This window comes from Secundilactobacillus mixtipabuli (assembly GCF_002217925.1).
In the GTDB taxonomy this organism is placed as follows: domain Bacteria; phylum Bacillota; class Bacilli; order Lactobacillales; family Lactobacillaceae; genus Secundilactobacillus; species Secundilactobacillus mixtipabuli.
This window is the reverse complement of the sequence record NZ_BCMF01000006.1, coordinates 97,330-111,956: the sequence shown is the minus strand read 5'-3', so window position 1 is coordinate 111,956 and position 14,627 is coordinate 97,330. Positions and strand designations below refer to the sequence as shown.

Sequence of the window (14,627 nt, the reverse complement as noted above, 5' to 3'; positions counted from 1 at the left end):
GATGACATCAATCATAGCTTCTCAAATTTTGCCCAATTCATTAAGACATCAAAGTTGCTTTTCGGCGCTTCTTTCAGCATAATTAATGACGAACATCACTATTATATTAAAAAAGAAGGCTTATTATGTTTGATGCAAAAGTAGCACTTGGGACCTGGTCTTGGGGATCAGGAGTAAACGGCGGTGATCAAGTTTTTGGTCATCACTTAACGCAAACTGATTTGCAAGCCGTAGTTGATTCAGCTATGGCAAATGGGTTAAATCTTTGGGATACAGCTGCTGCGTACGGCCAAGGTTCTTCAGAAACAATTCTGGGAAACTGTTTGAAAGCATATCCTCGTGATGACTATTTTCTATCCACAAAATTCACACCGCGGTTTGCCGGAACAGGAGATAATCCAGTGGCTGACATGCTGGCCGACAGTTTGAAACGATTGCATACGGACTACATTGACCTCTACTGGATCCATAACGCCGAGGGGGTTGAAAAATGGACGCCGCTGATCATCCCATTGGTCAAAGCCGGTTTGGTTAAGCATGTTGGTGTGTCCAATCACAATTTGAAGCAAATCAAGCGGGCTAGAGAAATTTTAAATGCCGGTGGCGTCCAACTTGATGCCGTGCAAAATCATTTTAGCCTGCTCCATCGACAATCCGAGGAGACTGGCATCCTAGATTACTGCCACCAAAACAACATCACATTCTTCCCTTACATGGTCTTGGAACAGGGCGTTTTGACCGGTAAGCATGATGCTACCCACCCATTTGAAGGTGACAGTAACCGGGCACGAACCTACAACCCAATGTTGCCAAAGCTGAACGAATTATTGGCAAAGATGATTAAACTTGCTGGCCAATATCACGTTGCAGTGGCTGATATCGCAACCGCGTGGGTCATCCAAAAAGGAACCACGCCCATTATTGGTGTAACCAAACAGCATTACATTGCTGACACTAAAAACACCATTTCACTCAAATTGGCGTCAGCTGACATGAAATCACTAGAATCATTGGCAGACCAGGCACACGTGAATACTCAGGGTAGTTGGGAACATAGCATGAATGAGTCATAATTGATAAATAAAAAATAAGGGCCGGCAAGCACTTCGAATGAGTGTTTGCTGACCCTTTTACTGACTGTTTGATAGAATTTTAAATTAAACAATAATTAATGACTTAATGGCTTCACGCTTTGTCATTGCTTGATAAGCCTCATCGATGTCATCCAAACTGAATGCTTTCGTAAAGACTTTACCAGGATGAATGTCCCCATCGAGTACCGCTTTTAATAGCGTTTGCTTATCATAGGTCGTTACTGAAGCTGGACCACCGGCAATAATCGTATTGTTATAAAAGGAATTAGCCATATCCATTTTAGGTTCATGAGGCAAGCCCACACGACCAACAATCGCACCTGGGCGGCCCACCTTCATGGCCGTGTCGTTGGACTGTTCAGTCCCGACACATTCCAATACGGCATCGGCACCCGCGTTATTCGTCAACGCCATCACCTTTTCAACGGCTTCGTCGCCCCGTTCAGCAATAATGTCCGTTGCGCCAAATTCAGTCGCCAATTTTTGACGGTCTTCATGCCGGCTCATCGCAATAATTCGTTTAGCCCCGCGCATTTTAGCAGCAATTACGCCGCAGAGACCAACGGCACCATCACCAACGACCACAACTGTATCACCCGTTGTTACGTTAGCTACTCGTGCCGCATGATAACCGGTTGCCATGACATCTGCAAGGCTCAACAATGAATTCAACATTTCATCGCTATAATCACTGGGCTGCCCTGGTACCTTGATCAGCGCCCAGTCAGCATGTTGGAAGCGGACGTACTCTGATTGAACGCCGTTACTGAAGTTATCATCATGACTCTGACAGTCACCGTCAAAACCAGCTAAACATGCTGCACAATGGCCGCATCCGTGAGTAAACGGCGCGATCACAAAGTCGCCCGGCTTCACGGTCGTTATGTTACCCCCAACTGAATCCACAATGCCGATTGCCTCATGACCCGAGTTGATAGAATGATCATCTTTATCTTCCAAGCCTCGATAAGCCCATAAGTCAGATCCGCAAACGCAGGTTCTAACGACTTTGATGATCACGTCATCTTCAGCTTGAATGGTTGGCTTATCCACATTTTCGATAGCGACTTGACCCACTTTTTCAAATACTGTTGTTTTCATTAAAATAATCCCCTCTCAATATCCATTTGACCTCTTTATGAAGATCATTAAAAATCCATTATCAGTATATCAGTTAGAGTACGGTTGAAGTCAAGGCACTCGCCGCAACACCCCCTGACTCCAGATGAATAAATAATGTTAAAATAAAAATAGTAATCAAAAAGGAGTTGGTATTTTGACAATCAAGAATAAAGTTGTTGTCATTACGGGTGCTTCTAGTGGCATTGGCCGGGCAACCGCAGAAAAATTAGCTCAATCTGGTGCTAAAGTTGTGATTGGTGCTCGTCGTGTCGATCGTTTACGAGCAATCGCCGATCAGTTTCCAAACGGAAATGTGCTGTTCCAAGAAACCGATGTCACTGATCGAAGCAGCGTTGCCAGTCTGGTTAAGCTAGCAATCGATAACTTCCAACGGGTAGACGTCCTTTACAACAATGCGGGGCTAATGCCCATTTCGAAATTGGCCGAACTGAAAGTCGATGAATGGGAACGGATGATTGATGTCAACATTAAGGGTGTCCTGTATGGCATTGCAGCCGTTCTGCCAACCATGATCAAACAAAAAAGCGGGCAAATCATCACCACTGACTCGGTCGCCGGCCATGTGGTTCATCCGGGTACGGCAGTGTACGCCGGCACCAAATATGCTATTCAGGCAATTATGGATGGCTTGCGTCAAGAACAAGTGGCCAACCATATTAAAACCACAATGATTTCGCCAGGTGCCGTTGATACCGAACTTTTCAGTACCATTAGTGATCCTAAACAACGGGCTCAAACCGAAAAACAGGAAAAAGAAAATGGCTTAAAAGCTGAAGACGTGGCCAATGCCGTTGCTTACGCTATCGACCAACCAGCCGACGTTGCGATTAACGAAGTCTTATTAAGACCTGCTTCACAGATGATTTAAAGTTTATCAACCAATTTGAATAAAAGAGCGGTAAACGCCTCCGTTATGGAAGAGGCATTTACCGCTCTTTTTTGATGCCGGGTGTAGTGGACCGACGTCAATAACTGTAGTTGAGAATTGTATTTCGAAAGAAAGTACAACTAGCATTCTACTAAATGCTAAGATCAATTACAAGCCTTTTTTATAAAATAGTTTATAGTATCAAAAAATTGGTACTAGACACTTAATCATTATAGCTTTATTGTGATTTTTAACACAAAAAATATTTGTTTGATAACCCAGTCATTCCATTGAATAGACACAATCTTGTGAAATTGGTAACCGGTACGAACTGTTGTTATATTCCATATAAAAGATGTGATATATTATAAAATTTATTTAATGAAACGGGAGCATCAAGAAATTTAGCCACTTAAAAATACCATCGATTTTCTGCATAAAGAGGTACATTTTTTTGGATGCGAACACCGCTCAATATATGTGCATTCTCACCTTGGAGAGCGTTTGACTAAATATTTGGGTTGTCCGCGAAATTTTCCATCAAACTAGACAACCTCCTGGACAACCAAAACTAGTTTATAAATGCTTGCTATTGAAAATTTATAAGCTAAAAAGCCCGTCATATCAGCCTTTTAGCTAGATATGACGAGCTATTGAAAAACATTTAAGGAGAGTACAGGATTTGAACCTGCGCGCCGGTATAAGCCGGTTCGCCGGATTTCGAGTCCGGTGCATTACCACTCTGCCAACTCTCCATAAGTAACACACTAAATAATTATAACAAACCTGAGAAAACTTGCAACTATCAGTTGTTATTATTTAGCGTGTTCATTTGCTTCTTAGTATTCCATTAAGCTAAAGATGTCGTGACCTTTAATCTTATCTCGGCCATGAAGATCCTTCAATTCAATAATAAAGGCAGTCCCAACTACGATGCCACCTAAGTCTTCGACTAAATCAATGGTTGCACCGATTGTCCCACCGGTAGCCAGTAAATCATCGGTTACTAATACTCGCTGGCCCGGTTTGATAGCATCTTTGTGCAAATAAAGGGCAGACTTGCCATATTCAAGATCATAAGTTGCTTTGACTGTTTCCCGAGGTAACTTACCTTCTTTACGAGCCGGTGCAAACCCAATACCCAGTTCATAGGCCACTGGGCAACCCACAATGAAACCACGTGCTTCGGGTCCAACCACCATGTCAACGTTCTTACTACGAGCATAGTCAACCAGTTGATCAGTTGCGTAACGGTAAGCTTCACCATCTGACATCAATGGTGAGATGTCACGGAACATTACACCGGGCTCAGGATAATCCGGCACCGTAGCAATGTACTTCTTTAAATCAATCGTCATTTTAAATAGCAACTCCTTTAATCTTGTGCAATTAGCGAGGTCAACAGTGACTTTAAGTCGGCTGTTTCGCTATACAATAGTTGTTTTTCAGTTTCAATTTGCTGTTGTCGTTTTTGGTAACTTGGTGCGTCAGTTATCTGACGATGAGCTGGTTGTTTAACTTCATTCAGCTTGCCATTAGCAATGGTCACAAAGTCTAGCTCACGAAAAATCTGCAACATCAAGACTAACTGAGTCGGGACGATTTGTAAATACTTCGCCAACTCATTTAGGCGATGGGAGACATCCACATCATGATGCGTTTTAACGAACCTAAACAGTTTAGCATATTGTGAGCGATCTGGCATCCCCAAAAGGTAATGACTTTCATTTAAATAGAAATAAGTGACAATTTGATCAGCTTTAATCGCACTTAACGCCACCTTTAAGTCAGTTATTTGTGCTGGACAATCCACTAAATACACGGTTGGTGTCTGAACCTTACCTAACCGTTTAGCATCCGATAGCAACCATGAACTGGCTGTCGCCGGAATTTGTGGCTGCAATTTTTCATAAAGGCGTTGGTTAAAGAAAACGTAAGTGGCATTGGCATCCTGAAATATTTCAGAGCGTAACTTTTGCGTTCGTTGATCGCTAATGATTAGTCCAGCGACTGCCAGATCTTTTACCATGACCTGCATGGACGTTCGGCCTTGCCAAACATTAGTTTCTATCTGACCAACGACTTCGACTTGTTGCGGCGCACTTTGCAATACGGGTGCTAAATCACCAGCACCGAAATCAATGGCATTGAGTTGATGATTTTGGTCAGCTAACTGAAACTTCAGGTGCTTGCCGTCAGCCCCAATGGCTTTTACATTTTTCACTGCAGTTGGCTTAAACACAAACATTGGGACCGGATTATCAGTCCCAAACGGTGCTAACTGACGCAGCTGATTGTAAAGGTTCTCAGATACATCTCCAACAGCCATTTCCGAAGCAACCTTTAAAGGCGTTTTCGGTTGATCGGCTAAATTCTGATCAATAGCTGCTTGATCAAAACCAGCTTGGAGCTGACTCAGCTGGTCAGCTTTTGCGGTCATCCCCACCGCAGCTGCATGCCCACCAAAATTAACCAGCAAATCTCGCTGGCCGTCAAAAGCCTCAAACAGGTTAAAGCCTTCAACACTTCGGCCGGAACCTTTTGCCGTACCATTTTCGGCATTCACATCGAGGACCACCGTTGGTTTCCCAGTAGCTTCGACAACTTTACTGGCAACGATTCCCAATACACCTTCATGCCAACCTTTGCCTGTAATGAGCATGGTTGGGTGGTTTCGGTGTGCTTCATCTTGCGCTTGAGCCAAGGCAACTTGACTAATGTCAGCAACCAGCTTTTGCCGATACTTATTCTGTTTTTCAGTCAATGAGGCTAGCTTTTCAGCTCGCTCCTCGTCCAATGTGGTCAATAATTCCACGGCGGGTGCAGCGTCATCTAAACGCCCCAGAGCGTTCAGTCGTGGCGCAATTCCAAAGCCAATTGACTGTTCGTCAATTCGTTCTGGCGCAATCCCTGCTTCTTTAATGAGCGCAACTAAACCTAACCGGTCCGTTTGAGAAAGTAACTGCAGGCCAGCCGTCACTAAAACACGGTTCTCATCAACCAGGGGTACGAGGTCAGCAACCGTGCCAATTGCGGCTAAATCCAACATTTCTTGCGGAATTTCGTCTAACAATGCGGTTGCCACTTTAAAGGCCACGCCAGCGCCTGATAAGCCACCAAAGGGATACTGGCCTTCTGGATGGCGCGGATGAATAATGGCGTACGCATCCGGCAATTTATCAGGCAACTCATGGTGATCGGTGACCACCACGTCACAACCTAATTCGTTGGCACGGGCAATGGCGTCGTTACCAGCCACCCCGTTATCCACGGTCACAATCAACTGGGTACCATTTTCAATTAAGCGCTCAAAAGCAGCAACATTGGGACCATAGCCATCCACAAACCGATTTGGAATAAAGTAATCAACATTAGCCCCAATTTGATCGAGGGTTTCGTACAAAATTGACGTACTGGTGACGCCATCAGCATCATAATCACCATAAATCGTAATGTGATCACCATTAGCAACCGCCGTTTGAATGCGCTCGACACCCTTTTCCATATCATGCATGGTCATTGGATCATGCAGCTGGGATAAATCGGGCTGTAAAAATTGCGTGGCTTTAGCCTCAGTATCATAGCCACGATTCAGCAAGATTTGGGCGACCATCGGTTCAATTGACAGTGAATTAGCTAACTGCGAGGCCGCTTCACTTGGCTGATCAACATTTTTTACTTGCCAATCATAATGTGCTTCAATCATGGTCATCATCCTTCACTTCTGATTGACTAGAATCGACTTTTTCACTATGAGCCAATTGGCCGTCAGTTGGCTTAATTTCGTCTAAACGTGTTTTTAACGCTTGAATCTGTTCGGCCTGCTGCTTAATGGTTCGTTTATTTTGAAAGTTTGAAATTGTCGCAAATAAAAACATCAAAATGGCACCAAGAAAAATAGCCACTAGTAAAATCAACACTAATGGCCATGAAACGGTGGTAACGCCAAAATGAACCGGTATTGATTCAGTATTCATGACCGAAAAAATGGCGATCAAAATAACGAGTAGAATCGCAATGATCACTTTTCCTTGACGTTTCATTGAATAGCCCCCTATTCCCGTTCTTTATCAAACGGAATATCAATGATATCAAAATCCTTCACAACTTTGCTACGGCTAAAGACAGCTTGTGCCTGTTTTTCTAACTCACGGGCCAGCTTGCCATTGTAACGAGCTGAAATATGGTTTAGTAATAACCGGCCGACGTGAGATGTCTTGGCAATATTAGCCGCCTGAACGTTAGTGGAGTGGTAATAACTATGCGCCATGGCCGCTTCATCCTTAGCAAAGGTGCTTTCATGAACCAAAACATCCGCGTTTTCAGCTAGTTTGTAGCTGTTAGCAGTCTTACGAGTATCACCTAAAATGGCAACTATCCGTCCCTTTTGTGCATGACCAATGTAGTCTTGCCCATTGATTTCTCTACCATCTGGTAAAGTAACGGTCTTACCCGCCTTTAACTGCCCATAAACTGGCCCTGATGGCACGTTATCTTCTCGGAGTTTATCAACCATGAGTTCACCTGGATGATCCCGTTCTTCTACCCGGTAGCCAAAGGTTTCAATCTTATGATCCAAATGTTCAGCATAGACGGTGAATTTATCATCTTTAAAAATTTCACCACCACCAGATAGTTCCACAAAATCAATGAAGTACGATAACTTGGTTTCGGAAACTTTTAAACTGGTTAAAACAAAATTACGAATCCCCTTTGGACCGTAAATGGTTAACTTATCGTTACCGCCCTGAAAGGATCGGCTGCTTAATAAACCTGGCAAGCCAAAAATATGGTCACCATGTAAGTGGGTAATAAATATTTTATCGATTTTTCGTGGTTTGATCGTTGTTCTCAGAATCTGTTGCTGAGTACCTTCGCCGGCATCAAACAGCCAGATGGAATTGCGTTCTTCTAGTAACCGTAGTGCTAAACTGCTGACGTTCCTAAATTTTCCTGGGGAACCGGCACCGGTACCTAAAAATTCAATTTGCATATCTGTCGTCCTTTTCTATCTATCTTGCACCGAACATCTCAGCTGGTGTGATCTGGTCCTTTTTAAAACGGATCCCAACCCTATAATTGTATCAGATTCGACGGCCGATTGTTTGATTATTTGGCTGAAATTCATTATGTTGGACGATGAATAAGTAAAGTGGTTCAGTTAACTTATGGGAAAAAAGATAAGGTATAATGATATTAGAGGGAGTGAAAAACTTGCGCCTAGAAGAATTGATAACGTTAATCCACCAGTTAGATCCAACTTTAACTTTAGGTCTTGATACTGATCCAATTACGCCGATTTCTAATCTGTCGAGTTCTGAACAACAGTTTTTACTCCATTCAGCCACTCAGACGCCATTAACTATTGCAAGCTTTCGCCAGCATGCCACTCACTTTAATCAGCAATTAATCATCTTTAACGCTAACGGCGAACGGCTTTATGGCTTTCGCCAATCGGGGCACTGGCTCTTATTTAAATAGGGGGATCTTCATATGAAATCTAAACATCTTATGCTAACCGCCGTTTTAATTGCCGGTCTAATTTTAACTGGCTGTGGCGGGCATGCAAAATCAAACAAACAGTCTCAATCTAGTTCAGCAGCTTCATCGAGCCAACAGGTCAAGAGGCCCGAACAAGCAGCTTCTGACCAAGCAACCATGAAGCCTTACAAGGTCCCAAGTTCAGAAAAAGCTAACCAAAATTATCAAAAGTCAGGACTACTCTCCTATCCCGGCCAATTTGCTTACGATCAGGCGGGAACTAAATTAACCTTGGCTCAAAACAAACCACTCAATCAGCAAACTGCCAGCCAAGGGCTCAGCTATCAGGTGACCGATGCTAAACGATTCAGCAATAGCGCAAAAACCAAACGGGCCCTGCAAATGGCTCAGCAAGCGTTCAATATTGGTCAGCTTCCCAATCCCTACCAAACCTTACAAGTTAAGTTCACCGTTAAAAACACTTTGAGCCATGCCGTCAAAATTGATGGAATTCAAAGCATCCGTCTGAACGATTCAAGAACCATTTCTTCCAATGGTATTAGCGATCCTAGTGCTGGACAGACCATTAACGCTAACAGTGCCCGGACCTTTTCAGCAATGGTTCTCGTTGGTCCTACTACGTTTAAGGTTCGCCAGCTACAGGTGAAATTTTCGGGCAGCTTTAATAACTCGGGGCAGCCAGTTGCTAAAGCCCCAGCAGCCATCACCGTCAATTTGTAAGGACTGGCTGAACAATTAAAACACCGTATGCTTGACGTCAAACGTCCGCATACGGTGTTTTTTTATTTTGCTGAAGATGAGTCTGGTTCAGTTAGGCGTTGAACCAATAAACGAGTAAAGTTGCGGTTTCCAGTCGGATTTGGGTGCACATTATCCCCGTAGAACCAGCTCTTTTGATCTTTACTTAACCCATGCCAATCCACGACCTTCACGTTTGGATAACGCTGAGCAGCTTTAGCAATGGTTTTATTAACAGAAGTTTCCCAGTTACGCGTTGGTACGTGTGTATTGACCCAGTAAATTTGGCGTTTGGGCCCAATCATATGGATCACACGGTCAATTTGATCATCCGTCATTGGACTATTGGTTCCTAAATTGATCACCACAGTGTTCGCCAGTGCACCTTGTGATTTAAGTGATTCAATCTCTTTAGGTGCCTGCCAAATTTGACGACCCACACCAGCTGAAACATAGGTGTTAGGAATGACCTGACGAATGTCCCTGGAAACATCCACCATAACTGAGTCGCCGATTGCTGTAACTGAAAGGTCCTTGGCTTGAACATATTGACGCTTAGTTAAACCGTATGTCTTAACCAGTTCCTCTTGATGGGCTGACAACTTAACTTTCTTCCAAGCTTCTTCCCGTTTCTTTTCAGCTGCCGCTTTTTTAGCAGCTTCCCGCTGCTTTTTTAAGGCCGCCTTGTTAGAAGAAGCAGCTTGCTTTTGGTTGTGCTTAATATTAGTTTGAAGTGCTGAATCATTTGCCTCCGAATGAGTCGGACTGGTAGCAGCACCAAAGAGGGCAACGCCGGTGACTAGAACAGCTGGAATTACGGCGTAGCGGGCCCAGCCAAACTTTTTGGGATTCTGGAAAAATCGTTTGATTGCTGTCGGTAATTGACTGTAATCGTAATGCCGTAATGGACGCTCCAAATAACGGTAGGATAAATCACTGACGACTAAGATCAAAAAGGTTTCCATCAGCGCATTAAATACCGGGTGCGCAGCAATATTAGTCACTTTCGCTTCATAGAAAATCATGACCGGAAACTGATACAAATAAATGCCATAGCTCCGGGCACCTACCCAGTCGAAAACTGGATTAGTAAATAAGCGATCCATAAATCCTGCTGGGTGAGCAACCGTTGCAACCAAAATGGCTGATAGCAGCGTGAAAAAGAACATCCCACCACGATAGGTGAACGTTGACTGACCGGACATCGTGAAGAACATGCTGATTAACAGCAGCAGACTCACGATACCAGCGCCATTTAAAAGCCACTTAGCCTGCCGATTCAATTCACTTTTCAGCTTAGTTGCCGGCCAAACAAACGCTAATGCAACCCCCAAAAGGATTGCAAACATTCGGGTATCCGTTCCGTAATAGACCCGGTTGGTCATTTTAGTCCCCGTATAGAGGTAGCCCATCCAAATTGCGGACGCAACTGCTAGCCCTGAAATCAGATAGAAAATAGACTTCCGCTCTCTGAAAATAAACAGAAACAACACCAAAATGACTGGCCAAAATAGGTAAAATTGACCTTCAATTGATAATGACCATAAGTGTGTAAACGGTGACTCTCCGTTAAATCGGTCAAAATACGACTGACCATGACCGATTTCCCACCAATTATACACATAAAGTAAATTAGTCCCGATAATCGCTTTTAAGCTCACAAACAACGAACGCTGAAACAGCGTGATATACGCTGCCGTCGTCAGTACCATCGTCACTAATGCGGGATAAAGCCGTTTCATCCGCCGATAATAAAAACTGAGAATGTCAATTCGGCCATTTTGTTCATATTCTTGTAACAGTAGATCGGTAATCAAATAACCTGAAACCACAAAAAATATTGGAACACCCAAATAGCCCCCCTGCAAGCTATAAGGCAACAAGTGATAGACAATAACACCAATCACCGCAATAGTCCGGATTCCATCGAACCCAGAAATATAACGACTATGTTTAAGCCGTTTACTCCCTGCGTGTTGCATCGATTCTCCCTCGTTTCATCTCTTAAATTTAACTCAAAATCTTATTCCACGAATTCAAAGGTAAAGTCATCGATTTGAACGAGATCGCCGTTACGGGCACCCTTTTCTCGTAAGGCTTCATCGACGCCCATACCTCGTAATTGCCGTGCAAAACGCAACGTACTTTCTTCATGATCCATATTAGTCATCTGGAATAGACGCTCTAACTTAGCACCGGTAAGGACCCAAGTTCCTGCTTCATCACGTGTGATTTGGAAATCGTCAGATTCAGCAGACTGATCGTCAGTGGTCAGCATTCTTTCCAGATCATCCACACCCTTCACTGGGAAGGCTGGCGTCTGATCAAGAATCTCAACCGTCTTTTGAATCAGCGGTGTCAAGCCTTCATGAGTCACGCTGGAAATCGACATCACAACTGGCGGCGTGGCCAGCGTTGTATCATGCACAAGCTTTTCTTTCAGAGTGGCTAAATTTTCAGCTGAGTCAGGCAAATCCATCTTACTTGCCACGACGATTTGTGGTCGTTTAAGCAAGTCAGGATCATATTTCTTTAATTCAGCATTAATTTTCAGAAAATCATCGTACGGATCGCGATCTTCAAAGCCGCTGACATCAACAAGATGTAGTAGGACCCGTGTTCGCTCAATATGCTTTAAGAATTCAAGTCCCAGGCCAACGCCACTGGCTGCACCCTCAATTAAACCGGGTAAATCAGCCACCGCAAAATCACGGCCATCACTCAACTTGACCATCCCTAAATTGGGTGTAATCGTCGTAAAGTGATACTCAGCAATCTTAGGTGTCGCGCTGGTAATAGCTGCCAATAAGGTTGATTTCCCAACGGAAGGAAAACCAATTAACCCAACGTCAGCTAACAGCTTCAGTTCCAAACGAACCCGTCGTTCTTCTCCTGGTGCCCCATTTTCAGCTAATTCAGGGGCTGGATTCCTTGGTGTAGCGAAGTGAACGTTGCCACGGCCACCGCGGCCACCGTGAGCCACAACAACTTGATCATCCGGCTCAACTAAGTCGGCAATCACCTGGTTCGTATCATCGTCGATTAACGTGGTCCCTTGAGGAACTAGAATCACACGATCTTCTGCACCGCGGCCGGTCATGCCTTTAATACCACCATTTTGACCATGATCACCTTTGAATTTCTGGTTATACCGGAAATCCATCAGCGTCCGCAGTCCCGTATTGACCTTGAACACAACGCTACCGCCGCGGCCACCATCGCCGCCGGCTGGTCCGCCGTTGGGTTCATACTTTTCTCGCCGGAACGCAACCATTCCATTGCCACCATTTCCGGCCTTAACATTTATTGTTACGTGATCTACAAACATAGCATTTCTCCATTATTCTTTTCATTCGGACTTTCCTAACCTTGCTATTATCTAATGAATATTAACAAATTACCACCGTTTATTGAAACTTTTTTAAACTTACGCTTAACTAGTCTCCGGCATTTTCGCTAAAGTTAGGTGAATCGTATCAGCAACTGGCTTAGAAATGCCAAGTTCATGCAGTTCTTCCGGCGTCGCAGCGGCAATTTTTTTCATCGAGCCGTACTTCCGCAGCAGTTTATTCCTGGTCTTTGGCCCAACACCGTTAATATCGTCCAGCCTAGAGCTAAGTGAATTTTTGGCATGCACTTTACGGTGAAAGGTAATGGCAAAACGGTGAACTTCATCTTGAATTCGCTGCAATAAGTAAAAGCCCTGTGATTTGGGATCCAGGTGCAGCGGCGTATCGTTGACTTCTGATAGTAAATCGGCCGTTTTATGCTTGTCGTTTTTAACCATTGCCGCTACCGGTACGTTTAAGCCCAATTCATTCTCCAGCACGTCCTTAGCAGCTTCTAGCTGAATCGTGCCACCATCCATCAGAATTAAATCTGGCATCGCCTCATGCTCCTTCAGCAATCTTGTGTACCGCCTCCGAATGACCTCTCGCGTGCTGGCAGCCTCATCGGCGTGATCCACCGTTCTGAGCTTATACTTTCGGTACAGACTCTTATTGGGCTGACCATCCACAAAGACCACCATTGCTGACACCAAATCTGCTCCTTGAATGTGAGAATGGTCAAAAGCTTCAATCTTATGCCCTGGCGCAATTCCCAAAGCATCCGTGATTTCCTTCATTGCACCAACCGTCTTTTGTTCATCCAGCTCAAGTAAACGAAACTTTTCTTCCAAAACTAAGCGGGCGTTTTTACCGGCCATCTCTAGTAACGCTCGTTTTTCCCCCCGCTGCGGCGTTCGTGCAGGCATTGGCAGCATTTCATCCAAAATATCCTTAGGCAAGCTGCTTGGCACTAAAATCTCTTTCGGGAAAATACTGTTCTTCCGGTGGTAAAACTGGATGATGAAACTGGTCATTTCTTCAATCTCATCATTCACAATTGGAAAAAGCCGCTTTTCCCGTTTAATCAGCCGCGCTTGGCGAATGAAGAAGACCTGAACGGATAGCCAGCCTTTGTCCAGGTAAAAATTAAAGATATCGCGAGGCGTCTGGTCATTGGAAATAATCTTCTGTTTTTCAACGGTGACTTCAATGTAGTGCATTTGATCACGAATATCAGCAGCCCGTTCAAATTCCAACTGATCCGATGCCTTTTTCATCTGAGCATTTAAATGACGTTTGACGGAAGCCACATTACCATTTAAGAATGACTTAATCCGTTCAATTTGTTTGTCGTATTGTTCCTTGGGGACCTCTTTAAAGCAGGCGCCCAGGCATTGCCCCATGTGGTAATACAGGCAAGGTCGGTTTTGGTACCCATTGCAGCGACGTAACGGATACACTTTTTGCAGAAAATGCAGCGTTTCTTCAGCCGCATAGACATTAGGATACGGGCCAAAATAATAGGCCCCATCTTTGCGGATAGAACTAACAATCAACATCGTAGGATCACGCTCATTGGTGATTTTAATGTAGGGGTACCCCGTCCCCTGCTTTAACTTAATATTATAGTGTGGCTGATGCTTTTGAATCATTGTAATTTCAAGTAAAAAAGCCTCTTTATCTGTTGAGGTCACAATGGTTTCAAAATCAGCAATCTCAGAGACTAATCGTGCGGTTTTTCCTTCATGGCTGCTCTTGAAATAAGACCGCACCCGGTTCTTCAAGTTTTTCGCTTTTCCTACATATATAATATGCCCATTAATATTTTTCATCATATAGATACCAGGCATATCGGGTAAAAGGGCTAATTTATGTTCTAAATATTCGGTGGCCAAATAGACGACCTCCTTCCGTTTCTTTTTCCGGGGGTTGGTATTATCTCGTACTTCCCCA

The 14,627-nt window shown here is 44.0% G+C and carries 12 protein-coding genes and 1 tRNA gene; 4 read left to right on the top strand and 9 right to left on the bottom strand.

The window, feature by feature from the left end; translation table 11 throughout:
• Window positions 1–125: 125 nt before the first annotated feature.
• Window positions 126–1,073, top strand: a complete 948-nt coding sequence (locus IWT5_RS06985) for an aldo/keto reductase (protein WP_089109236.1) — start codon at window positions 126–128, stop codon at window positions 1,071–1,073.
• Window positions 1,074–1,157: 84 nt separating this feature from the next.
• Here the strand turns inward: IWT5_RS06985 and IWT5_RS06980 are convergent, their stop codons facing one another.
• Window positions 1,158–2,195: a zinc-binding dehydrogenase gene (locus IWT5_RS06980; RefSeq protein WP_089109235.1), complete on the bottom strand. Its 1,038-nt coding sequence runs from the start codon at window positions 2,193–2,195 to the stop codon at window positions 1,158–1,160.
• 175 nt (window positions 2,196–2,370) lie between these two features.
• Between IWT5_RS06980 and IWT5_RS06975 the strand changes: the two genes are divergently transcribed.
• Window positions 2,371–3,105: an SDR family oxidoreductase gene (locus tag IWT5_RS06975; RefSeq protein ID WP_089109234.1), complete on the top strand. Its 735-nt coding sequence runs from the start codon at window positions 2,371–2,373 to the stop codon at window positions 3,103–3,105.
• A 667-nt stretch (window positions 3,106–3,772) separates the two neighbouring features.
• Here IWT5_RS06975 and IWT5_RS06970 read toward each other — a convergent pair.
• The 5 genes from IWT5_RS06970 to rnz all read right to left on the bottom strand — a co-directional run bounded on the left by IWT5_RS06970 (window position 3,773) and on the right by rnz (window position 8,098).
• Window positions 3,773–3,860, bottom strand: a tRNA-Ser gene (locus IWT5_RS06970).
• An 84-nt stretch (window positions 3,861–3,944) separates the two neighbouring features.
• Window positions 3,945–4,463, bottom strand: coding sequence for an adenine phosphoribosyltransferase (locus IWT5_RS06965; RefSeq protein WP_089109233.1), 519 nt, complete (start codon window positions 4,461–4,463; stop codon window positions 3,945–3,947).
• Window positions 4,464–4,480: 17 nt separating this feature from the next.
• A complete protein-coding gene (recJ, locus tag IWT5_RS06960; protein WP_089109232.1) occupies window positions 4,481–6,811 on the bottom strand; it encodes a single-stranded-DNA-specific exonuclease RecJ in 2,331 nt (776 codons plus the stop codon).
• Window positions 6,804–7,148, bottom strand: coding sequence for a LapA family protein (locus IWT5_RS06955; protein WP_089109231.1), 345 nt, complete (start codon window positions 7,146–7,148; stop codon window positions 6,804–6,806). The genes recJ and IWT5_RS06955 overlap by 8 nt, the downstream gene beginning before the upstream one ends.
• Window positions 7,149–7,159: 11 nt before the next feature.
• On the bottom strand, window positions 7,160–8,098 hold the full coding sequence (rnz, locus tag IWT5_RS06950; RefSeq protein WP_089109230.1) for a ribonuclease Z: 939 nt from the start codon (window positions 8,096–8,098) through the stop codon (window positions 7,160–7,162).
• A gap of 221 nt (window positions 8,099–8,319) precedes the next feature.
• Between rnz and IWT5_RS06945 the strand changes: the two genes are divergently transcribed.
• The gene (locus tag IWT5_RS06945; RefSeq protein WP_089109229.1) at window positions 8,320–8,586 is read left to right on the top strand and encodes a hypothetical protein; all 267 of its coding nucleotides are present in this window, start codon (window positions 8,320–8,322) and stop codon (window positions 8,584–8,586) included.
• A gap of 12 nt (window positions 8,587–8,598) precedes the next feature.
• Entirely contained in the window at window positions 8,599–9,327 is a 729-nt protein-coding gene (locus IWT5_RS06940; RefSeq protein WP_089109228.1) for a hypothetical protein, read from the top strand.
• Window positions 9,328–9,389: 62 nt separating this feature from the next.
• On the opposite strand, the gene IWT5_RS06935 is transcribed toward IWT5_RS06940, so the two are convergent.
• The 3 genes from IWT5_RS06935 to uvrC all read right to left on the bottom strand — a co-directional run bounded on the left by IWT5_RS06935 (window position 9,390) and on the right by uvrC (window position 14,569).
• Window positions 9,390–11,327, bottom strand: coding sequence for an acyltransferase family protein (locus IWT5_RS06935; RefSeq protein WP_089109227.1), 1,938 nt, complete (start codon window positions 11,325–11,327; stop codon window positions 9,390–9,392).
• A 41-nt stretch (window positions 11,328–11,368) separates the two neighbouring features.
• Entirely contained in the window at window positions 11,369–12,673 is a 1,305-nt protein-coding gene (gene obgE, locus IWT5_RS06930; protein WP_089109226.1) for a GTPase ObgE, read from the bottom strand.
• A gap of 105 nt (window positions 12,674–12,778) precedes the next feature.
• Window positions 12,779–14,569, bottom strand: coding sequence for an excinuclease ABC subunit UvrC (uvrC, locus tag IWT5_RS06925; protein WP_089109225.1), 1,791 nt, complete (start codon window positions 14,567–14,569; stop codon window positions 12,779–12,781).
• Between the last annotated feature and the right edge of the window lie 58 nt (window positions 14,570–14,627).